The sequence below is a fragment of the Aquirufa sp. A-Brett2-15D genome, from assembly GCF_054558735.1.
Map to the genome: position 1 here is coordinate 705,828 of NZ_JBSKFT010000001.1, position 22,794 is coordinate 728,621.

18 protein-coding genes and 1 tRNA gene are annotated in these 22,794 nt (G+C 41.1%); 9 read left to right on the forward strand and 10 right to left on the reverse strand.

Annotation, left to right across the window (positions count from 1 at the left end):
* The first annotated feature begins 22 nt into the window (after positions 1-22).
* The 3 genes from ACST14_RS03230 (at position 23) to ACST14_RS03240 (ending at position 3,427) form a co-directional block, all read left to right on the forward strand.
* Complete coding sequence (locus tag ACST14_RS03230; protein WP_459460504.1) at positions 23-910, forward strand: hypothetical protein; 888 nt, start codon at positions 23-25, stop codon at positions 908-910.
* 70 nt (positions 911-980) lie between these two features.
* Positions 981-2,186 (forward strand): DEAD/DEAH box helicase, encoded by a 1,206-nt coding sequence (locus ACST14_RS03235; RefSeq protein WP_459460506.1) that lies wholly within the window; start codon positions 981-983, stop codon positions 2,184-2,186.
* Entirely contained in the window at positions 2,183-3,427 is a 1,245-nt protein-coding gene (locus ACST14_RS03240; protein WP_459460508.1) for an alkaline phosphatase family protein, read from the forward strand. Before ACST14_RS03235 ends, ACST14_RS03240 begins: the two co-directional genes overlap by 4 nt.
* 6 nt (positions 3,428-3,433) lie before the next feature.
* On the opposite strand, the gene ACST14_RS03245 is transcribed toward ACST14_RS03240, so the two are convergent.
* Both ACST14_RS03245 and ACST14_RS03250 read right to left on the reverse strand, forming a co-directional pair.
* A complete protein-coding gene (locus ACST14_RS03245) occupies positions 3,434-4,306 on the reverse strand; it encodes a bestrophin family protein (protein ID WP_459460510.1) in 873 nt (290 codons plus the stop codon).
* A gap of 9 nt (positions 4,307-4,315) precedes the next feature.
* Positions 4,316-5,527, reverse strand: a complete 1,212-nt coding sequence (locus ACST14_RS03250; RefSeq protein ID WP_459460512.1) for a PQQ-dependent sugar dehydrogenase — start codon at positions 5,525-5,527, stop codon at positions 4,316-4,318.
* Positions 5,528-5,766: 239 nt separating this feature from the next.
* Here ACST14_RS03250 and ACST14_RS03255 point away from each other — a divergent pair, with 239 nt between their 5' ends.
* Complete coding sequence (locus tag ACST14_RS03255) at positions 5,767-7,023, forward strand: hypothetical protein (protein ID WP_459460514.1); 1,257 nt, start codon at positions 5,767-5,769, stop codon at positions 7,021-7,023.
* 360 nt (positions 7,024-7,383) lie between these two features.
* On the opposite strand, the gene ACST14_RS03260 is transcribed toward ACST14_RS03255, so the two are convergent.
* The 4 genes from ACST14_RS03260 to rpoN form a co-directional block, all read right to left on the reverse strand.
* A tRNA-Arg gene (locus tag ACST14_RS03260) sits at positions 7,384-7,457 on the reverse strand.
* Between the two features lie 74 nt (positions 7,458-7,531).
* Positions 7,532-8,302: an enoyl-CoA hydratase/isomerase family protein gene (locus ACST14_RS03265; RefSeq protein ID WP_459460516.1), complete on the reverse strand. Its 771-nt coding sequence runs from the start codon at positions 8,300-8,302 to the stop codon at positions 7,532-7,534.
* A gap of 146 nt (positions 8,303-8,448) precedes the next feature.
* On the reverse strand, positions 8,449-8,811 hold the full coding sequence (locus tag ACST14_RS03270) for a four helix bundle protein (protein ID WP_459460518.1): 363 nt from the start codon (positions 8,809-8,811) through the stop codon (positions 8,449-8,451).
* Between the two features lie 228 nt (positions 8,812-9,039).
* Entirely contained in the window at positions 9,040-10,467 is a 1,428-nt protein-coding gene (gene rpoN / locus ACST14_RS03275) for an RNA polymerase factor sigma-54 (protein WP_459460520.1), read from the reverse strand.
* A gap of 133 nt (positions 10,468-10,600) precedes the next feature.
* Between rpoN and asnS the strand changes: the two genes are divergently transcribed.
* Genes asnS through ACST14_RS03300 form a run of 5 tightly spaced genes read left to right on the forward strand, consistent with a single transcriptional unit; the run spans position 10,601 to position 15,735 of the window.
* Positions 10,601-12,031 (forward strand): asparagine--tRNA ligase, encoded by a 1,431-nt coding sequence (asnS, locus tag ACST14_RS03280; protein ID WP_459461250.1) that lies wholly within the window; start codon positions 10,601-10,603, stop codon positions 12,029-12,031.
* Between the two features lies 1 nt (position 12,032).
* Positions 12,033-12,383, forward strand: coding sequence for a diacylglycerol kinase family protein (locus ACST14_RS03285; RefSeq protein ID WP_459460522.1), 351 nt, complete (start codon positions 12,033-12,035; stop codon positions 12,381-12,383).
* A 12-nt stretch (positions 12,384-12,395) separates the two neighbouring features.
* On the forward strand, positions 12,396-13,061 hold the full coding sequence (locus ACST14_RS03290) for a DUF4290 domain-containing protein (protein ID WP_459460524.1): 666 nt from the start codon (positions 12,396-12,398) through the stop codon (positions 13,059-13,061).
* A gap of 6 nt (positions 13,062-13,067) precedes the next feature.
* On the forward strand, positions 13,068-14,375 hold the full coding sequence (murA, locus tag ACST14_RS03295) for a UDP-N-acetylglucosamine 1-carboxyvinyltransferase (protein WP_459460526.1): 1,308 nt from the start codon (positions 13,068-13,070) through the stop codon (positions 14,373-14,375).
* A gap of 1 nt (position 14,376) precedes the next feature.
* Entirely contained in the window at positions 14,377-15,735 is a 1,359-nt protein-coding gene (locus tag ACST14_RS03300) for an MATE family efflux transporter (protein ID WP_459460528.1), read from the forward strand.
* Positions 15,736-15,922: 187 nt separating this feature from the next.
* Here the strand turns inward: ACST14_RS03300 and lpdA are convergent, their stop codons facing one another.
* The 4 genes from lpdA to ACST14_RS03320 form a co-directional block, all read right to left on the reverse strand.
* Positions 15,923-17,329 carry a dihydrolipoyl dehydrogenase gene (lpdA, locus tag ACST14_RS03305; protein WP_459460531.1) on the reverse strand — a complete coding sequence of 469 codons (1,407 nt, stop codon included), beginning with the start codon at positions 17,327-17,329 and terminating at the stop codon, positions 15,923-15,925.
* Positions 17,330-17,375: 46 nt separating this feature from the next.
* Complete coding sequence (odhB, locus tag ACST14_RS03310; RefSeq protein WP_459460533.1) at positions 17,376-18,908, reverse strand: 2-oxoglutarate dehydrogenase complex dihydrolipoyllysine-residue succinyltransferase; 1,533 nt, start codon at positions 18,906-18,908, stop codon at positions 17,376-17,378.
* Positions 18,909-18,918: 10 nt separating this feature from the next.
* Positions 18,919-21,648, reverse strand: a complete 2,730-nt coding sequence (locus ACST14_RS03315; protein ID WP_459460535.1) for a 2-oxoglutarate dehydrogenase E1 component — start codon at positions 21,646-21,648, stop codon at positions 18,919-18,921.
* A gap of 252 nt (positions 21,649-21,900) precedes the next feature.
* Positions 21,901-22,794 (reverse strand): type IX secretion system membrane protein PorP/SprF, encoded by an 894-nt coding sequence (locus ACST14_RS03320; RefSeq protein ID WP_459460537.1) that lies wholly within the window; start codon positions 22,792-22,794, stop codon positions 21,901-21,903.

A 22,794-nucleotide genomic window follows, 5' to 3' on the forward strand; every position in this document is an offset into this window, starting at 1 on the left:
ACGTTTAAAAAATTCGCATCATATGCTACGAATAAGTTCATTTATCCTACTAATTACCTTGGCTTTCAGTTCTGCAACTCACGGCCAATTTTGGAAAATTGGTAAAAAAGGAGGAACAGGTTTCAAAAAATCGACATTTAACCCACATACATCCATTGGCTTCGGAGCGGGCAGTTCGCATTATTATAGTTTAAATGATGAATTGCCAATCTTTAATCGATTAGTCAATGACCAAAGTCGATTTAATGTAGGAGCGCATTTAACGCGACACGTCAGCAAAAACTTTAGTATTAAGGGTAATTTAAATTACATCCGTTTAGCGGGAAATGATTATACCTTTGATAATTCGGCCCTAATCCCTAGAACACCTGATTTACGTTTCCGATTCAGAAATGATATCGTCGAATTCGGCATTTCTGGCCTAGTAGAATTGAATGGCAACCAACAAAATTATATGAAGCGTAACCGCTTCTCTCCTTATTTATCTGCTGGCCTAGCCTTGGTTTCAAGTAATACAGAACTTTATCAATTAGATTCCTTAGGAGGAGCTGGAATACCGGACGCATCCTGGAGAAGCTATGCAGACATCATAGCGAGTGATTACCCCACTAATCCGATTCGTAATTTCAATGAAACAGTTCCATCCATTGGCTTTTCGATACCCGTAGGTGTTGGATTTCGATATCGATTGAATGACTTTATGGATTTTGGTTTTGAAGCAAGCCTTAGAACTCAATTAGGGAATCTTTTTGCAGCGCCTAAAAATCAACCTCCTAAGACCGAATTAACCACCCGATTACTCATTCCGTCAGAATATGCGACGAACTTAGTGGATCATTATTTTGTTACTCAATTTCAGTTAATCTTCCATTTAGATCGAAGTATTGATTGTCCACCTATCAGAAGGTAAAATAAACACACATACTTTGACATTTGAAGAACTCGGGCTCAGCCCAAAACTATTAGACGGTATCAGTTCTATGGGATACAAGACCGCTACACCGGTACAATCCCAAGTTATACAACCCATTTTAGCGGGCCGTGACATTTTAGCCTCAGCCCAAACAGGAACCGGCAAAACCGCCGCTTTTTTGCTTCCCATCATTCACAAATTAATCACTGAACCTCATCCAGAGGATCACATCAATGCACTAATTATCGTTCCTACCCGCGAACTGGCCATCCAGATTGCTGGCAACATGGAAGGTTTAGGCTATTTCGCAAATGTGAGCTCGATCGCTATTTATGGTGGTGGAGATGGTAATTCCTTTACGACAGAGAAAACGGCTTTGACCAGTGGTGTGGATATTGTTGTATGTACTCCAGGTCGAATGATTGCCCATTTAAATATGGGTTACGTGAACCTAAAACATTGCAGTTATTTAGTACTAGACGAGGCGGACAGAATGCTCGATATGGGTTTCTCAGATGATTTGATGAAGATCATTTCCTTCTTGCCAGAAAAGAGACAGAATTTGTTGTTCTCGGCGACTTTTGCGCCTAGGATGAAGACTTTGGCCCAAAAACTATTAGATAATCCAGTTGAAATCAATATCGCCGTTTCGAAACCACCTGAGCAAATTGTTCAAGAGGCATTTGTGGTGTATGAAAAGCAAAAGAGTCCACTGGTAAAGCATTTATTAAAACTTCAGGAGTATACCCGCGTAATTGTTTTTTGTTCTAAAAAGCAGAATGTTAAATCCCTGACATCGGATTTAAAGCGTGCTAGATTCTCTGTAGAGGAGATTCACTCTGATTTAGAGCAAGAGGTGCGTGAACAAGTAATGCAAGACTTTAGAAATAAGAAAACGAAGATATTAGTGGCAACGGATATTTTGAGCCGTGGAATTGATATCGACGAAATCGAATTAGTCATTAATTACGATGTGCCAAATGACGGAGAGGATTATATCCACCGCATCGGTCGTACCGCGCGTGCGCAAACGAAGGGAACAGCTTATACGTTCATTACAGAATCCGAGCAACGGAAGTTTAAGACGATTGAAGATTTATTAGAAAAAGAAGTGACGAAGGCGGCCGTGCCGGAAGAGTTTGGCGAGACACCGGAATATAACCCAGCGGCTCAGAAAAGTACTTTTGGCGGATATAAAGGTAAATCTGGAGGTGGATTTAAATCAGGTGGCGGAAAGTCCGGCGGCGGAAATTTTTGGAAAAAGAAATCATGAGAATAATTGCTCTATTGTTGTTTTTCAGCTTATCAAGCTGGGCTCAAGACACTACTCAGCATATTATTGCCGGTCGTTCTAACGCAAAAATTCAACAAGAAAAGCCTTATGTTATTTTAATTTCTGCGGATGGTTTCCGTTCTGATTTCTCCCATAAATACGACGCTAAATTTCTACAATCTAAAGAATCAATCGGGGTCAAGGCAAACTACATGCAAGCCTCTTACCCATCCTTAACTTTTCCAAATCACTATTCTATCGCTACCGGATTATACCCAGCGCACCACGGATTAGTAGATAACACGTATTTAGACGTGAATTCAGGTCAGGAATACCGCATGTCGAACAAGAAGATGGTGGGTGAAGGAAAATGGTATGGAGGAACTCCGCTGTGGGTATTAGCTGAAAAACAGCAGATGATTTCGGCTAGTTTCTATTGGGTGGCTTCGGACGCAAACATTCAAGACACTTATCCCTCTTATTACTACGTTTATAATGAGGTAATTGATATCAAAACCCGTATCGCCCAGGTTAAGAATTGGCTTTCCCTACCGGCAGACAAACGTCCACATTTAATTACCTTTTATTTTCCAGAGGTAGATCACGATGCCCATGAATTTGGCCCAGAAGATCCTCGGGTGATTAATTCAGTTCAGTTTGTGGATAAGGCCATCGCGGATCTAGAGGCGGCAGTTGCTCCCTTAGGACTTCCCATCAACTTTGTTTTTGTCTCCGACCATGGGATGAAAGAAGTGGATAATGTGAATACCATCGGTAAACCTGCGCCTTTGAATACCGCTGACTTTCAGGTGCCTTGGGGCGATGCCTTGCTGCATGTGTATGCAAAAAATCCTTCGAAAATTGACTCGACTTACCAGGAATTAAAGAAGGATACGCGTTTTACGACGTATAAGATGGATGAAACGCCTGCACATTGGCATTACCGTAAATCAGATGATCGTTATAATCGTTTAGGGGATTTATTATTAGTGCCAAAACTCCCACAAGTATTCAACCTATCTACTCGCAAAACCTCGAAAGGCAAACACGGCTTTGATACCGCTTTACCTGAAATGCGCGCTAGCTTTCAGGCCTGGGGACCAGCCATTAAACAAGGACTAAAACTGGACGGATTCGAGAACGTAAACGTCTATCCTTTCGTAGCCAAAATCTTAGGATTACAATTCGATCCTAAAGCTATTGACGGAAATATTCAGGTATTGCAAAAGGCCTTGAAGTAGGATATTTTATTTCGATGCGAATATTTCGTCCACGTGCTTTTTAATATTAGCCGCAATCTTTTCCATAGGTAAATCATTCGCATCGTTACCAAACGGATCCTCGATTTCATCCGCAATTAACTCCAAACTAGCTAATACGTAAAAAATAAAAACTACTACAGGAATCACATAGTAACTCAAAATAAAGGTATAGCTAAAAGGCAAAGTCATCACATAGAAGAAGATGAATTTCTTAATGAAAGCACTATAAGAATAAGGAATAGGTGTGTTTTTAATACGCTCACAAGCACCACATACGTCTGTAAAAGATTGTAATTCGGCATTTAAATAAAGCAATTGATGTCCTGAGATTTTACCCGATTTATATAATTCATCCGTCTTTTTAAAGAGCATTTTCGCCACCTGATTAGGTTTATGTTTCGTATGGTCAATATCTAAATCAAGACCTTCGAAAAGAACTAAACCTGCCTCATCATCTGATAAATATTTTTGAAGGATGTGAGCATACAAAGGGATCACTTTTTGAAAAAAGTGACGATCTATTTCACTTTCTAAGATGACGGCTATTTTCAAAGCTAAATTTCTACTGTTATTTACCAAATTACCCCATAATTTTCGTCCTTCCCACCAACGATCATACGCCGTATTCGTCCGATAGGCCAGTAATAAAGAGATAACAAATCCTAACATGCTGTGCATCACAGAAATGTTTTTAACTAAACTATCCTCCCCAAGGTGAAAAACTTCTTCTTCTAAAAAGCATATCAATCCTGAATACACCCCAATTACTATCATTAAAGGCAATAATTTTCGAAAAGTATCCGATTGATGAAAACGAAAAATAAAGGTTATCCAGTCTTTTGTATTGTATTGAACCATTTTTAATACCTATTTCTTATAGCTTATTTTCCAAATACTCCCATTCAAATCATCACTCACAAACAAGGAACCATCTGGTCCTTGGGCAAGTCCACAAGGGCGGTGTTCGATAGGCCCAGTCGGTTTAGCTAAATCTTGGCCTGAAAAATTATCAGCAAAGATTTCCCAAGCACCGGACGGCTTTCCATTTTTAAAAGGGACAAAAGCGACGAAATAGCCCTTCTTTAATTCAGCTGATTGACCGTGAAAGGCGATGAACGCCCCATTTTTATAGCGAGCTGGAAAACTAGTACCTGTGTAGAAAAGAAGATCATTCGGTCCCATGTGGGCAGGGAATGCGACTACCGGATCTAATGCTTTTTCGCCACCCGTCTTCTTTCCATCGCCCCCATATTCAGGAGCTACAATCTTCTTCTTTTGGAAGTGATCATAATAAATATAAGGCCAACCTGCATCATCACCGTCTTTTTTGAATTCATATATCGCTTCTGAAGGAAGCTCCTGGCTTTGTTTTGGCGTATAATATTGTGGATAAAAATCATGGAATTGACCTCTTCCGTGTGCCATCGCAAACAAGGACTTCGTCGAATTATTCCAAACAATCCCCACCGCATTCTTTAAACCGGTCGCAAAACGCGTCCCATCAGCAAATCCCTGGTTCAATTTATTCGCATCAAAACGCCAAACACCACCCGCTGAATCCAAAATCGCACATGGGCTCATACCCTTACCAGTTCCAGCCTCGCGACAAGCATCATTCCAAGAACCAATCGTTACATAAATATTTTTTCGCTCCTGATCGAAAACAAAGGTTTTCGCATTGTCACGACCGTGATCTGGCAAAGCATTCACAATCGTTTCGAATTTATTCCAATCCGCCACTTCCCCATTCGCATTCAAAGCATACCGAAAAACACCTTTATTCGATGAAGCATAGAAATAATCATCATGAATCGCAATTCCAGTACCGGTATAATTACCAAACATTGTCTTATCCTCATAAACTCCATCTTTGTCCTTATCCTTCAATAAAAGGATCCCATTTCCATCTTTCAATTTGGATAATTTCACATAGACATCACCCTGTTTAGAAACAGCTAAATGACGTGCAGAGCCAAGATCTTTTCCAATTTCACTCACGTGAAATCCTGTGGGTACTTTAATTTCTTGCGCAAAAATAAGGGAGGGTGCTAATAAGCACAGGCTAAGAATTTTCTTCATAGTATGTAAATAGGTTGGGTTAAAGATAGAAGAAAAAACAAAAAAGACCTGCACAGATGTACAAGTCTTTTCAATTCTGTGGTCGCGTAGGAAATCAAAACTTATCAAATAAAAAATATAGCCCATTCTAGAAATCAAGTTGTATAATTTATTTTAACTTAGATACGTTAAATCACATTTTTTTATCGAGGGATGGCCTATTGATTAATTTTCTAACTATATATTGATATACATTTATCATGAAAAAAATTTATTGTTACTCAAAATTTGCTCTCTTTATTATTAGTTTTTCTTTTTTCCAATGTAAACAAGAAGAGGCACCAAAAGTTGCTCCCGTAGTAACATTGTCTCAACCATCCAATATTACGTCAAATACTGCAACAGTTAGCGGTTCAATAACTTCAGATGGAGGAGAGTCAATTATTGAAAAAGGCGTTTGTTGGAGTTCAACTTATAAAACGCCTAGTATTTTAAACAGTAAGACTTCAGAAGGAACTGGTTCAGGAACTATCTCTGGTTCAATAACAGGACTTATGCCAGGAACAACTTATAATCTAAGATTGTATGCAACAAACTCTGTCGGAACAGGTTATAGTAGTGTTACAACCTTTAAAACGTTGTCTTCATTACCCACAATTACAACCACCGCCATTTCCTCACTTACAAATACTAGTGCAGTAAGCGGTGGTAATGTTAGTGCTGATGGGGGCGAAAGTATTACTGCCAGAGGTGTTTGCTGGAGCACGAATCAAAATCCAACAATAGCCAACAGTAAAGCTGTTTCAGATGGAACATCAACAGGAGCCTTTACTAGTTCAATTACTGGATTAATTCCTAACATGACTTACTATGTGAGAGCTTTTGCTACCAACAGCAATGGCACATCCTATGGCGCACAATTAACAGCAGCAACTGCTTCAGATGGACAATTTAGGGCTTATGTATTTGTGGAAACTAATGAGGCAGGACCTCGCACCGCCCTTGCAAATTATATGGCTTCTAAGGAAATACCAGGATCTTTCTTTAGAGGCATGTTGTTAGGTTCTCCTTCTCAAGTTCAATCAACATTTGATGCCCAAATGAATGCTTACCTAAGCTATCCAGGTTGGGGAAGTTCACAACCAGCTATATTTTCTGGCCTTATTCCAACTACATCAGGTGGATTAGATAAATATAATATTTACAGTTCGGCCTATCAGTTTCAAACAATTGAAGTGCCAAGCAATACTTTACCACTTGGGGTATATGGCCAATTTATTGTATTTGTTCCTGTTGCGGCATTAAATGGGGGGAAATATTCTACTATTTTGATAGGATCAACACCTGGAAATGTGCAACCAAAATTGGTTTTCACCAATAATGTAACAGTAAATTATACTGGATCGGTAAACATACCTAAAGGAGAGTATCAATTATATTTCAGTGACAGTAGCTTTAGATTTCCTCCAAATAACAGCCCTGTTTATTTCCATGGGGGAAGTATAATTCCTAAATAAAAACGCATTTAGAATTTATACAAAAAAATCCTCCACAATTTATTTTTTGCTCTGTCCAAAACTAATAAAAGCCATCAGAAATGATGGCTTTTTTGTAAACAAATAATTCTTTAATGCTATATATATTACTGGAAGCAAATTACATTTGGCTCTGAAAAGACATAAACAATGGGGATGTGTGTACACCTCTTCTCTCATACACATAAACAAGTATTATTTACTATAGAAGCAGCTGTATTGTGTAATCGAAAGTAACTGGATGAAAGGAGAGGAAAATTGCTATTTGTTGTACCTATGTTGTACCATTAAATTAAATAACCCCTAAATGATTGATTTAGAGGCTATTGAAAATGCATTCTGTGGTCGCGTAGGGACTCGAACCCCAAACCTTCTCATCCGTAGTGAGATGCTCTATCCAATTGAGCTACGCAACCATTGCCCTTATGGGATTGCAAAGGTAGGATTTCTTTGGCAAAATGAAAAAAAAGCAGTCAATATTTTCTGAAAATTATTTCCCTTTGAAATGAGGAGCCCTTTTCTGCATAAAGGCCATCACGCCTTCTGCGAAGTCCTCACTCTTTCCTAAGATGGTTTGCTCCTCCGCCTCCGAAGCTAGAGTCGCCGCTAAATCCTGATTATAAGCCCTTTGCAAAGAACGCTTCATCAACGAGATGGACAAGGTGGCTTTTTTCGAAAAGGCTAATGCTATTTCATGCACCTTTTCTTCCCACTCTTGCTCAGAAACTACTTCTGCCACTAATCCAATCTCTTTTGCCTCTTTGGCTCCTACTTTACGTCCTGTCGTAGCTAAATCAAAGGCGCGGTGATAACCTACTGATTGCATCAAAAAGGCGGTGGAACCCGCGTCCATAGCCAAACCTATTTGGACAAATAATTCAGAAAAATAGGCGTCCTCTTTTGCGATAATATAATCACAGGCTAAAGCTAAACTACAGCCAGCTCCTGCTGCCACTCCATTTATCGCACCTATCACAGGTTTATTCAAACCGCGTAAAGCAGAGATCATGGGATTATACGTGGTGCGTAAAACATTTCCTAAATTAGGATCGCTCACACCCGATTTCAAATCAGCGCCCGAACAGAAGGCCTTCCCTTCTCCCGTGATAACCAAGACACGTACCTCATCATCAATTTGAGCCGCTTCTGCCACCTCCCTGATTTCGTGAATTAATCCTGCATTCAAGGCATTATATACCTCAGGACGATTTAATGTTAAAGTCCAAATGGGACCGTTTCGGTGAAGCTTTAAAAAATTCATGTTAAATGGCATTTAAATGGTAAGTGGTGAATGGTAAATGGTGAATGGTAAATGAATGGTAAATGGTGAGTGGTGAATGGCAAATGAATGGTTAATGGCATTAAAATGGTAAATGGCGAGTGTTAAATGGTGAATGATGGAATCTATTACGTGTTCAGTTTTATGTTTTGCTTTACTGTTATTAAAATCCTTGTAATGATATGCAAAATATCGTTCGCTTCTTTCAATGGTAAAAATAATTGTTCTGGAGAAAGATATTTAGCTGCTTCTAAAAGCTTTAACCAATAAATGGATTCATTGATTTCCTTTTGTGCAATACTCATTTTATGCTTAAAGTCTGCTCTAGATTCTGCATGATCAGCCTCCATAACCATAGCTCCTACAGAAGTAGCGCATCTCAATAATTGTTTGGATAAAATATATTCTCTGTTTTCCTGTAGGATTTTAAATACCGAAACGATAAGTAAGGAAAACGCAAAGGTTTTTGTTTGTATCAGATTAGTGGCCATTTTTTTGGACGAAAACTAGCATAAATTACGCCCATTTCATATCAACAAATTGATAAAAAGCGACCCCACATTTACCATTTACCATTTACCATTCATTTACCATTCACCACTTACCATTCATTCACCACTCACCATTCACCACTTACCATTCATTTACCACTCACCATTCATTTACCATTTACCATTTACCATTTTAATGCCATTTACCATTCATTCACCATTCACCATTTAAAGGTGTTTCCTCAACCTCGCCACAGGAATTCCCAACTGATCACGGTATTTTGCCACCGTTCTGCGCTTCACGACGAAGCCTCGTTCGAGTAATAATTGCTCTAAATCTTCATCAGAATGAGGTTCTGCGCTCGGTTCTTGTTCGATAATCTCCCGCAGAATGTTCTTCACCTCCCGCGTAGAGAAATCTTCGCCCGATTCGTGGGTGATGCCTTCGGAGAAGAAATATTTTAGGGGATATATGCCAAAATCTGCTTGAACCGACTTCGCCGAAACCACCCGAGAGACCGTGGAGATATCCATTTCGATCATCGCCGCAATTTCTTTCATCTTCATCGGCTTCAAAACCGACTCGTCCCCTGTCAAAAAGAAGTCATATTGTTTGGCAACAATACTCTCCATCGTCTTCATCAAAGTCCCCTGACGTTGCTGAATAGCTGAAATAAACCAAGAAGCCGAATCTAATTTATGCTTAATAAAGGTTACCGCCTCTTTGATATCTTTTTGCTTCTTATCGCCCTTATCGTAGGTTTGTAACATTTCTTGAAAGGCACGAGAAACTCTTAATTCCGGTGCGTTCTTACCATTGATCTTGATCTCTATTTTCCCGTTTTGGTTGCTAATAATAAAATCAGGTTGCAAATAAGGGGCGATGGGCGCATCGTCTCCTCCTCCTGGTTTGGGATTCAGATGTGTGATGACTTGCATCGCTTTTTTAAGGTCTTCTTCTGAAATGGCTAATTTGGCGAGTAAAATATTGAAATGTTTTTTGGAAAACTCCTCAAAAAAATCATCAACTAAACGAATCGCTAATAGGTGTGCAGGTGTGTCCGATTCCTTGCGATGCAATTGCAGAGATAAACATTCCTGCAAACTACGCGCGGCAATTCCGGCTGGATCTAACGATTGTACTTTGAATAAAACCTGTTCCACCTCGTCATAATCGGTCTCAAATCCTTGTGTGAAGGCCAGATCATTCACGATACTTTCGATATTACGACGCAGATAACCATCCTCCTCTAAGGAACCGATGATTTGCTGGGCGAGAATTTCTTCCCGCTCATCGCGCACTACGTAACGGATTTGATTTAATAAATACTCTTGCGTACTAGATTCAGTCGCCAAAGGTCGCTCCCGTGTCTCCTCATTCGGATCATAGGAGTCCCCCGACATTTTATAACCTGCATATTCATCTTGTAGATAATCCCCCACTTCCATCTCCTCCCTTTCTAAATCTTCCAAGGTTTCGCGCGGCTCTTGATCAGCATTATTATCCAAGCCCTCCTCTAAAGCCGGATTATCGGCTAATTCCTCCTCGATCCTAGCCGCTAATTCAGCCGTAGGAATCTGCAACAACTTGATATATTGAATCTGTTGTGGAGAAAGGTTTTGTTGTTGATTCTGTTTTAAGGATAATCCCTGCATCGTATTAATAATCTACACCAAAGATAAGCCGATTTTTAATTACAAATAAATAAAATAAATCGGTTTTTTATCCGTATTTTTGAGGGTTATTGCCTCTATTGAGGCCTTTTTATTAATAATGCCCGAGTCATTTATGCAAATCAAAGAAATACTACGTTTAACACCCACGCAGCAAAGCATCGTCGTGAAAGGTTGGGTTCGTACGAAAAGAGTTTCCTCTTCTGTCGCTTTTATTGCGATCAATGATGGGTCGACCATCCACAATATTCAAGCAGTCGTTACAGAGGGAACTGTTTCAGAAGAAACGTTGAAATTGGTTACTACAGGCTCTTGTATCGCAGTTACCGGAAAATTAATCGCGTCTCAGGGCCAAGGTCAATCGGTAGAGGTAGAAGTAGTTTCCATCGAAGTATATGGAACAGCGGATCCAGAAAAATACCCTTTACAGCCTAAGAAGCACTCTTTAGAGTTTTTGCGTGAGATTGCGCACTTGCGTCCGCGGACGAATACGTTCTCTGCGATATTGCGTATTCGCCATGCTTTGGCCTACGCGATTCATACCTATTTTAACAATAACGGTTTCTTCTATTTACACACGCCCATTATTACGGGGTCTGATGCGGAAGGAGCTGGGGAAATGTTCCGCGTGACGACTTTAGATCCTATTCATCCACCATTAACAGAGGATGGAAAGGTAGATTATAAGGAAGATTTCTTTGGTAAAGAAACAAATTTAACGGTTTCTGGTCAGTTAGAGGGGGAATTAGGGGCGATGGCTTTGTCCAAAGTCTATACCTTCGGACCTACTTTCCGAGCGGAAAATTCGAATACCACCCGTCACCTGGCTGAGTTTTGGATGATCGAACCAGAAGTGGCCTTTAATGAATTAGTAGATAACATGGATTTAGCGGAAGACTTCACTAAATACTGTATAAAATACGCTTTAGATCATTGTGCAGACGATATCGCTTTCTTAGAAAAGCGATTAATAGAAGAAGAAAAGACAAAAAAGAAGGAAGAGCAATCAGAATTAAGTTTGTCTGAAAAATTACGTTTTGTAACGGAGAATGAATTCGAACGCTTAACCTATACGGCTGCTATCGACATATTATTGCAATCAAAAGCGCATAAAAATGGTAAATTCGTGTATCCTGTAGAGTGGGGAATTGACCTTCAATCAGAGCATGAGCGCTATTTAGTAGAGAAACATTTCAAAAAACCTGTTATCTTAACGAACTATCCGAAAGACATCAAAGCTTTCTATATGAAGTTAGATGAGGACGGAAAAACAGTTCGTGCGATGGACGTTTTATTCCCAGGAATTGGTGAAATAATTGGAGGATCTCAACGAGAGGACAATTATGAGAAACTTTTGCAACGTACGAAAGAGGTAGGTATCGAAGAAGAATCGATTTGGTGGTATTTAGAAACGCGTCAATTTGGCTCTGCACCACATGCTGGTTTTGGACTTGGATTTGAACGATTAGTGCTATTTGTAACGGGTATGAGTAATATTCGTGACGTGATTCCTTTCCCACGGACTCCTAAAACAGCAGAATTTTAAGATGGGTAGTTTCAAACACGCTATCGACGGTATTATCGATCTTATTAAGCAGGAGCGTAATGCACGTTTCCACTTAATTAGCACTATTATTGTGGTGTATGTGGGGCTGAAACTAGAATTTACCGGGTCTGAATGGATTTGGATTTCCTTAGCGGTGACTGGAGTTTGGGTGGCAGAATTGTTTAATTCAGCTTTAGAAAAGGTAACGGACTTAGCCTCTCCTCAGCAGAATGAGTTAGCGAAGAAGGCCAAAGATTATGCCGCTGGAGCTGTTTTAATGATGGCTATTTGGGCGGTTATTGTGTTTGCAATCGTAGCAGTCCCACATTTATTATTGAATTTAATGCTTTAAGAGCAACAAAATATGAAAGAATACGGATCGAGTGTTCAAAAATTAGTGAATTACATTTTGACCATTGCCGACGAAGAGCAAAGGACTAAATACGCTTATTTAATGGTGGAGGTGATGAAGCAAATTCACCCGAATATGAAGGATAATAGCCAAGACTATTCGAAGAAGCTTTGGGATGATTTATACATCATGTCTAATTTTGAACTGAATGTACAAAGCCCCTTCCCTCCTCCATCTCCAGAATCTTTAGGAAAAGCGCCACGTAAAGTGGCTTATAATCAGCATAATCTGAAATTCAAACATTACGGACGTAACGTAGAATTATTGATTTTACGCGCGATCGCGGAGGAAAAAGTAGAAGACAAAAAGATTTTAGTGGCCTATATTGCCCGCTTAATGAAAGGTTTCTATGTGACTTGGAATAAGGAGTCGGTGGACGATGCGGTTATTTGGCAAAATATCAAAGAGATGTCAGAAAACCTGTTAGGCACGATTGTGGATGAATTATCTCAAGAGGGCTTAGGTCATGCTAAAGTGGCGAATAACGCGAGAAACGCTTATAATGCGCCAGAGTATCCGAATAGCAATAACAATAATCGCAACAATAATTACCGCAAGAATAACTTCAGAAGCAATAACAATAATAACAGAAATAATAATTTCCGTAAAAATAAGTAATCATTTATGGCATCATTTAAAGTAACCGGTGGCCGCCGTTTGAAAGGAGAAATTACTCCTCAAGGAGCTAAAAACGAAGCATTACAGATTTTGTGTGCCGTGGTATTGACAGCAGAGCCTGTCACCATTCACAATATCCCGAACATTCGCGACGTAAATCAATTAATTGATTTATTAGGCGATATGGGCGTGAGTATGCGCCGTTTATCGGAATCAAGCATTGAATTCGATGCCTCCTTAGTCAATATCGATTATTTAGATTCAGATACCTATAAGAAGAAAGCTGCGGCACTTCGCGGATCGGTGATGTTATTAGGACCTACTTTGGCCCGCTTCAAAAAAGGACGTATCCCTTCCCCAGGTGGAGACAAAATTGGCCGCAGAAGATTGGATACCCACTTCTTTGGCTTTATGAAATTGGGTGCTAAATTCAATTATAGCCCCGAAGATGGTGGAATCTATGAAGTAGACGCCTCTGAATTACAAGGCGCCTACATGCTATTAGACGAAGCATCGGTAACAGGAACGGCAAATATTTTAATGGCAGCTGTTTTAGCCAAAGGCAAAACAACCATCTATAATGCCGCTTGCGAGCCTTATTTGCAACAATTGAGCAAAATGTTAAACCGTATGGGAGCGAAAATCTCTGGCATCGGTTCGAACATGCTTACTATTGAAGGTGTCGATGTATTACACGGAACGGAGCACACGATGCTTCCGGATATGATTGAGATCGGTTCTTTTATCGGTTTAGCGGTGATGACCCAGTCTGAAATCACCATCAAAAACTGCCAAATCCCTGAATTAGGCATCATTCCAGAGGTATTCAAGAAATTAGGAATTAAAATGGAGTTCCGCGGAGATGATATTTTCATCCCTTCTCAAGAACACTATGAATTAGAAAACTTCATCGATGGATCGATGTTGACGATCTCTGACCACCCTTGGCCAGGTTTCACTCCAGACTTATTATCGATCATTTTAGTGACAGCGATTCAGGCCAAAGGTACGGTCTTAATCCACCAGAAAATGTTCGAATCTCGTCTATTCTTCGTAGATCGTTTGATCGAGATGGGTGCCCAAATCATCCTTTGTGATCCACACCGCGCTACGGTAGTCGGTTTTGATCGCAAGCAAACGTTAAAAGGAATCCAAATGTCATCACCAGATATTCGTGCCGGAGTTTCCCTTTTAATCGCTGCGATGTCTGCAAACGGCACTTCGATCATCGATAATATCGAACAAATCGACCGTGGATATCAACACATTGATACCCGTTTAAATGCCATCGGCGCAGAAATCGTGCGTATCTAATATGGAATTTCAGGCGAAAATTAAGCAGACGATTCGATTGGCGTCACCAATTGTTGTGGGTCAACTCGGCGTTATGCTCATGGGTTTAGCCGACACCATTCAGGTAGGGCAAATGTCTACAGGTGCCGCCGAAAGTTTAGGCGCATCTGGTATGGCAGGAAGTATATTCTTTACGATTGCCGTAGTGGGCTTAATCTGCCTGCAGATTGTGGCACCCATGATTTCCAAATCAGATGCAGAAGGAGATTTCACCGAATGCGGGAATTTATTACGGGCTAATATCCGCGTAGCCATCTTCTTGAGTATAATCACCATGTTATTAATCGGGCTTGCGGGAATGAATTATGATTTATTTAAGCAGACTTCGGCTAATAAAGCATTGACCCTACCCTACCTAGCCTTAATAGCGATTTCCGTATTACCCATATTTTTGTTTTCGGCTTTAAAAAGCTTTACGGATGGTTTGCAGAAAACCTCTGTAGCTATGTATATTACACTAGCCGCCCTGATTTTCAATATCATTTTTAATCACATTTTCATTAATGGTCTGGGGGCCATTCCCGCTATGGGGTTGCTTGGAGCTGGCATTGCGACCTTAATGGCCCGTATTTTAATGGCCATTGCCCTCGCCGTTTATCTATTCAAAATTGCTGATTTTAGTAAATATTTGCAGAAAAAGCAGGTACATGCAGATGCCAATGTGTTAGAAAAAACAATCTTAAAAATTGGCATTCCGTCTGGTATGCAAGGCTTTTTTGAGATTGCAACTTTTGGGATGGCGGTTGTGATGATGGGTTGGATTTCAGTGACGGCCCAAGCGGCACATATCGTGGCGATCAACATGGCATCATTGACCTACATGATGGCATCGGGAATTGCAGCTGCTGGCGGAATCTTAGTGGGCGCAGATATAGGCGAAAGGAATCGGAAAGGCATTTTTACCTCAGGTAACGCAGCACTTGTACTCTCCATTTTGTTCATGGGATTTTGTGCACTAGTCTTCTTCTTCGGTAGGGACATTTTAGTGCGCGGTTATACGCAAGAGGCATCGGTGATTGCGATCGCGGTGACACTTGTGGTTTGGGGTGCCATATTTCAATTATTTGATGGTATTCAGGCCGTTTCCCTGGGCTTACTGCGTGGCTTACAAGACGTTAATATCCCCACTGGAATTACCGTTTTCTCCTATTGGGGCATTGGTATACCTCTTTCTTACTACATTGGAATATACCTGGGCGTAGGAGCCACAGGGATCTGGATGGGATTAACGGCAAGTTTAATTTGCTCTTCTGTATTATTATCGTGGCGTTTTTATGCCAGGGCGAAGACGATTGATTTTGAAGAATTAGATGTCGAGTAAACAGTAAAGCATAAAGCACTTTATCTAAAGCATAAAGCACAAAGAATAAAGAATAAAGTACGTGAAAAAAGGGCTCGAATTTCGAGCCCTTTTTTAGTATTATGAAATGCTGATTTACATTCCCAAAATTCATCGCCGAAGGCGATTCCAACTTTATTCTTTATGCTTTATGCTCTATGCTTTAACATTAAGAATGAAGCGCTCTCTTCGCCGTAGCCGCTAAACAAGCCTCTTTCATCGCCTCCGTATAAGTCGGGTGAGCATGAGACATACGAGCGACATCTTCAGCTGATGCACGGAATTCCATGGCAACGACTGCTTCTGCGATCATATCTGCGGCACGAGCGCCGATGATGTGAACACCGAGAATTTCGTCCGTGTTGGCATCTGCTAACACTTTGGCTAAACCATCTACATCCATGGATGCTACGGCGCGACCTAATGCTTTGAAGGGAAATGAACCTTCTTTATATGCGATTCCAGCTGCTTTTAATTCTTGTTCTGTCTTACCTACTGATGCCACTTCTGGCCAAGTGTATACGACACCTGGGATGAGGTTGTAGTTGATGTGAGGTTTTTGGCCTGCAATAACTTCCGCTACAAATACGCCTTCCTCTTCTGCTTTGTGTGCTAACATCGCTCCACGAATCACATCGCCAATGGCATAGATTCCTGGAACCGAGGTTTGCAAGGTATGTTCATCTACTGCGATGCGACCGCGCTCATCTGCCGTTAAACCTGCAGCAACAAGGTTCAATCCATCCGTATAAGGGCGGCGACCGATGCAAACTAAGCAATAGTCCCCTTTAATCTCTACTTCTTTGCCAGATGCATCTAGCGCTTTCACCGTCACTTCTTTGCCTTTAACCGCTGCGGAAGTCACTTTGTGCGACAAATAGAATTCTGCACCTATTTTAGCGATGGATTTTTGTAATTCTTTCCCCATCGCTTTATCCATCGTCGGAATCATGCTGTCTGCAAATTCAATGAAGGACACTTTAGAACCTAAACGAGCATAAACCGATCCTAATTCCGCACCGATTACACCGGCGCCGATCACGATTAAATGCTTCGGAATTTCTTTCATTTTCAAAGCCTCCGTAGACGTGATAATGCGATCCTTGTCGACAGGAATGAAAGGCAAAATTGTGGGTTTAGAACCCGTTGCGATGATGATATTTTTAGCCGATAAGACGTCTGAACTACCGTCCTCTTTAGTTACTTTTACTGTTTTAGAGGAGTCGAATGATCCCAAACCGTGGAAGGTCGTAATCTTGTTCTTCTTCATCAAATACGTGATTCCGCCGTTCATTTTCTCTACGACGCCTGACTTGCGGGCGATCATTTGAGTAAAATTGATTTTGGGTTTCGCTACATCAATTCCATGCTCCGAAAAACTGTGTACAGCATTGTAATAATGCTCTGATGAGTCCAAAAGGGCTTTGGAAGGAATACATCCTACGTTCAAACAGGTTCCACCCATCACAGCATATTTCTCCACGATGGCTACTTTAAATCCTAATTGAGCCGCACGGATCGCCGAAACGTATCCTCCTGGGCCTGAACCAATAACTACAACATCAAATTCTTGCATATAGGCAAATGAAAGCGAATAGGCCCGCTAAGGCCTATTCTGTTAATTAAATATCTAATAATAAACGAGCTGGATCTTCTAATAATTGCTTTAAACGAACTAAGAAGCTAACCGACTCACGACCATCGATAATGCGGTGGTCATAAGATAATGCGAGGTACATAATCGGACGAACCACGATTTGGCCATCTACGACTACTGCACGCTCCACAATATTATGCATTCCTAAAATAGCCACTTGTGGTGCGTTAATGATCGGTGTAGAAAGCATCGAACCGAATACCCCACCATTCGTAATGGTAAAAGTACCTCCACTCATTTCTTCTAAACTCAATTTATTCTCACGAGCCTTTCCTGCTAAACGGGCCACTTCCGATTCGATTCCTGCTAGGGATAAATTCTCTGCAGAACGAATCACTGGAACGACTAGACCTTTAGGCGCAGAAACTGCAATCGAAATATCACAATAATCGTGGAAGACGATTTCCTCGCCGTCAATTTTAGCATTTACAGAAGGATACTCCTTTAAAGCGACACATACGGCCTTCGTAAAGAAGGACATAAAGCCTAAACCTACGCCATGCTTCTCCTTGAATTTATCTTTGTATTTACCGCGAAGATCCATCACAGGCTTCATGTCTACTTCGTTAAACGTAGTTAACATCGCTGTTTCATTCTTCACTGCCACTAAACGACGAGCCACTGTTTTACGCAGTGAACTCATTTTTTCGCGACGTGTACGGTCTGCAACTGGTGCAGCCACAGCTGCCGGTGCAGAAACGCTCGGTTGCGTAGCTGATACCGCATCTTCTTTTGTAATTCTACCACCTACGCCAGAACCTGCTACTGAAGCAGCGGCGATTCCTTTTTCATCTAATATTTTAGCTGCAGCTGGAGATGGATGACCTGCGGCATACGAAGCGTCACCTGAAGAAACAGGAGCTGATGCCGGAGCAGACTGCGCCGCAACTGGAGCGGGATCCGCAACGTCTGCCACCGCTACCGCACCACCTACCGTGATTTTAGCTAAAATTCCTCCAATCGGAACTACCGCACCTGGCTGAGCTATTACCTCTAAAATACCCGCCGCTTCAGCTGGTAATTCAAAAGTAGCTTTATCTGATTCTAATTCACAAAGTACCTCGTCTAAAGAAACGCTATCCCCTGTTTTTTTATTCCAAACTGAAACCGTCACTTCCGTGATCGACTCCCCTACCGCTGGAACTTTAATTTCTAACACAGAAGTCGGACCTGAGGAAACTGGCGCCGAAGCCGCCACAGGAGCCGGTGCAGCCACAACAGCCGCTGCAGGAGCATCTGCTACCTTTACTGAAGCCGTTGCTCCACCTGCTTCTATCGTACAGATGATCGCACCGATCGGAAGGACATCGCCTTCTTTAGCCACAATATGCAACACGCCTTCCGCCTCTGCAGGCAATTCAAAGGTCGCTTTGTCCGATTCTAATTCGCACAAAACCTCGTCTAACTTCACATGATCGCCTTCCTTCTTATTCCAAGTAGCAACGGTCACTTCCGTAATTGACTCCCCCACTGCGGGTACTTTCATTTCTATAGCCATGATAATTCTATTATTCGAATGCTTTGTTAATCAGGTTTGCTTGCTCTACGCCGTGCACTTTTAAGAATCCAGTCGCAGGAGAAGCAGATTTTTTACGCGCTACTAAACCTTTAAATTTAGCCCAGCCAAATTCACGGATCACATATGACCAATAGCCCATGTTTTCCGGTTCTTCCTGAACAAAATATACATCAGCGCCTTTGTATTTCGCTAATTCTGCCTCTACTTGCTTGGTGGGGAATGGGTGTAATTGTTCCAAACGAACAATTGCCACATCCTTGCGCTTATCTTTTTCTTGACGATCCAATAAATCAAAATACACTTTACCTGAGCAAAGTAATACTTTTTTCACTTTCGCTTTGTCCACATAGCTATCGCCGATAACCTCTTGGAATTTACCTTTCGTGAATTCTTCGATGGGCGAAACTACCTTCGGGTGACGGAAAATTGATTTAGGCGACATAACCACTAATGGCTTGCGGAAATCCCAAGTCAATTGACGACGTAAGGCGTGGAATATATTAGCAGGAGTGGTTAAATTAGCCACCACCATATTATTTTCAGCAGATAACTGCAAGAAACGCTCTGGACGAGCATTTGAATGTTCTGGACCTTGACCCTCATATCCATGAGGCAAAAGCATCACTAAACCATTTTGTGTCCCCCACTTCGATTCGTGAGAAGAAACGAATTGGTCGATCATGGTTTGGGCACCATTTGCAAAGTCACCAAACTGCGCTTCCCAAATCACTAAGGCATCTGGATTAGCCAAGGCATAACCGAATTCAAAACCTAATACTCCGTACTCGGAAAGTAAAGAATTGTAAATCTGTGCTTGCTCTTGACCTTCCTTTATGTGGTTTAATGAGTTATAATTCTCATTTGTATTCGCATCATGTAAAACTGCGTGTCGGTGTGAGAATGTACCCCGTTGCACATCTTGACCTGATAAACGAACAGGCTTTCCTTCTAAAAGAAGTGAACCATAAGCTAATAACTCCGCTGTAGCCCAGTTTAATTGGCCTTTTTCGAAATACCCTTTGCGATCCGCGATAACTTTATCGATTTGTTTTAAGGCTGTAAACCCTTTTGGCAAAGTCGTTAAAGCTTTAGCAACTTGATCAACAACCTCCTTCGTAATCGAAGTTTTAGGAGATGAATCAAAATCTGTTTCATTCGAGAAACGTAAAGTCGACCAGCGGTTATCTAATTTTAAAGGAACATAAGCTGGGCTCACTTTTTGCTTCACCATCTCTAAACGAGCTTGTAATTCAGCTTTAAAAGCTGAATCCATTTCTTCGGCTAATTTCGCCTCGATCTCGCCATTCTTAATTAATTGTTGCGTGTATACTTCGCGAGGATTCGGATGATTCGTAATGTTCGCATACAAAGTAGGCTGCGTAAAACGAGGCTCATCTGATTCGTTGTGGCCATTACGACGGTAACAAACCATATCCACAAATACATCGCGGTTAAATTCTTGACGGTATTCTGCGGCCATTCTTGACACAAAAACTACTGCTTCTGGATCATCTCCATTGACGTGGAATACGGGTGAATCAATAATTTTAGCTACATCCGTACAATAGATAGCAGAACGCGCATCCTCAAAATCTGTTGTAAATCCTACTTGGTTATTGATGACAAAGTGAATTGTTCCACCCGTACCATAGCCGTTTAATTTCGCCATTTGAGTTACCTCATAGACGATTCCCTGGCCTGCAACCGCTGCATCACCATGGATTAAAATAGGTAATACTTTATCGTAATCTCCCTCATAATGCGCATCCGCACTCGCACGGCAGAAACCTTCTACTAAAGGATTAACTGCTTCTAAGTGAGACGGATTAGGGGCTAATTTTAAAGAGATCTCGCTTCCTTTAGGGGAGATATGCTTACTTGAATAGCCTAAATGGTATTTTACGTCGCCATCCCCGTGGATCTCATTAGGTACATTTCCTTCGAAACCATCAAAGATAGATTCGTAGGATTTGTGCATGATATTTGCCAAAACATTTAAGCGACCTCTATGCGCCATTCCAATCATCGCCTCTTTCACACCCGCATCAGCTGCCACATTGATAATGGCATCTAAACCGGCAATCGTACTTTCGCCACCTTCTAAGCCGAAACGCTTTTGGCCTAAATATTTTGTACCTAAGAAATTTTCAAAAACAACCGCCTCATTCATCTTCTGAAGAATATGTTTCTTCTCTTCAAAAGTGGGTTTAAAGGAAAGCGCTTCCCTTTCAATCTTATTGCGCAACCATTCTTTTTGTTCAACGTCACGAATGTAAGAATATTCAAAGCCTATGCTTCCCGCATAAATGGTATGCAAAGCAGCCTGAATGGTTCGTAATGTCACTGCGCCTAGGCCCATAAATGAACCAGCTTGAAAAACAGTATCTAAATCAGCGTCAGTTAAAGAATAATCCGCCAAGTATAAACGTGGCTTGCGATCCTTGCGCTCTCGAACGGGATTCGTTTTGGATAATAAGTGTCCCCTGGAACGAAATGCTTTAATCAAGGAGATGACAGCCATTTCCTTCTGAACATGAGTAGCATCTGAAGAAACAGCACCCGCAGGAGCTCCTTCGCCTAACCAGGTCTGAGAAAAGTCAAAACCCTTGAAGAAATCTCTCCAAGAGCTATCTACTGAATTGGGATCTTGTTTATAAGCCTCATACAAGTCAGCTATGACTTGCGTATCGGCATTGGCAACGTAGGAAAATGAATCCATAAGTTAATTTTCTAGGCTTTAGGCCAAAGAAATGTTTCAATGTTTTTGGTTTAGTATAATTCTTAACATTGTCTTAATGCTAAAATCTACGCAATTTACTATTTGCTTGCCGAATCCCCCTAATTATCACCGGGTTTTTTAGCTTTAAGAGCACAAATTTCTGAGGAAAATGAGCTCATACACAAACGTATTTCGATTTCTTTAAAAATTTCAATTAATTCTCTTTATATCACCAACAATTTCAGGATTCTTTTATGGCTGAAATTGCCCTAATTTTCCTAAACCAAAATCAAGGTCATATCGAAGAAAAATTTGGTGAAAACCAGATGCTTCACTCATGGCCGAACTTCCTAAAGTCGATACATTTTTACCCAGAAAATCATAGGAATAACCTACTCTAAAATTAAGCCCTAATGGAACCTCCACTGAACCTAATAAAGCTGGATCGCCAAACTCCGAACCCGTCTGCTGGTACCATAATCCCACACCTACCTTTTCTTGAATCCAAAACACGGCATTAAAATCAATTTTTGTCTGCTGATCCTTTCGCAAAACAGATCCAATTTTCAGGGTATGCAAGTCAGCCACTGGAAAATAATAGGAGGCTTGTAGGTACAGCGGTGCATCGCCCAATCCATCCAGCCGATTAGAAGGCTTAGAAATACCTAGCATTAAAGCCTCTTTACGATAGGAAACTCCCAGTCCGATACTTCCCAGCATTTCACTGGTTCCAAATTTTCCCAAAATTGGATATTGATTTATTCCCACGTTCATGCCATAACTTAGCTGATTCCCCCTTCCCCATTCCATATGCTTCGAGACAACTGCTGCTAGACCCAGATTTGAAGAAATCATTCCAGAAGGTGTCGCAAAAGATTGATCGGTATTAAAGGCCAAAAATCCCAATCCCCAATCACCCTTCTTCAGGGGCATATCGATGCTCATCAATTGCTGCGAGGAGGATGCGCCTCCTAAGGTTTGGAATAAGGGCTTTTTACGAAATACACCTTTGGCAGAAAAAACCTTCATCACACCAGCATCCGCAGGATTAATGGCCAAAGGCAAAAAGGGATAGGCCATCCGCAACGATTCTTGCTGGGCTTGCGCAACGAAAGACGCTAAAAAAAATAGGACAATTATTCTCAT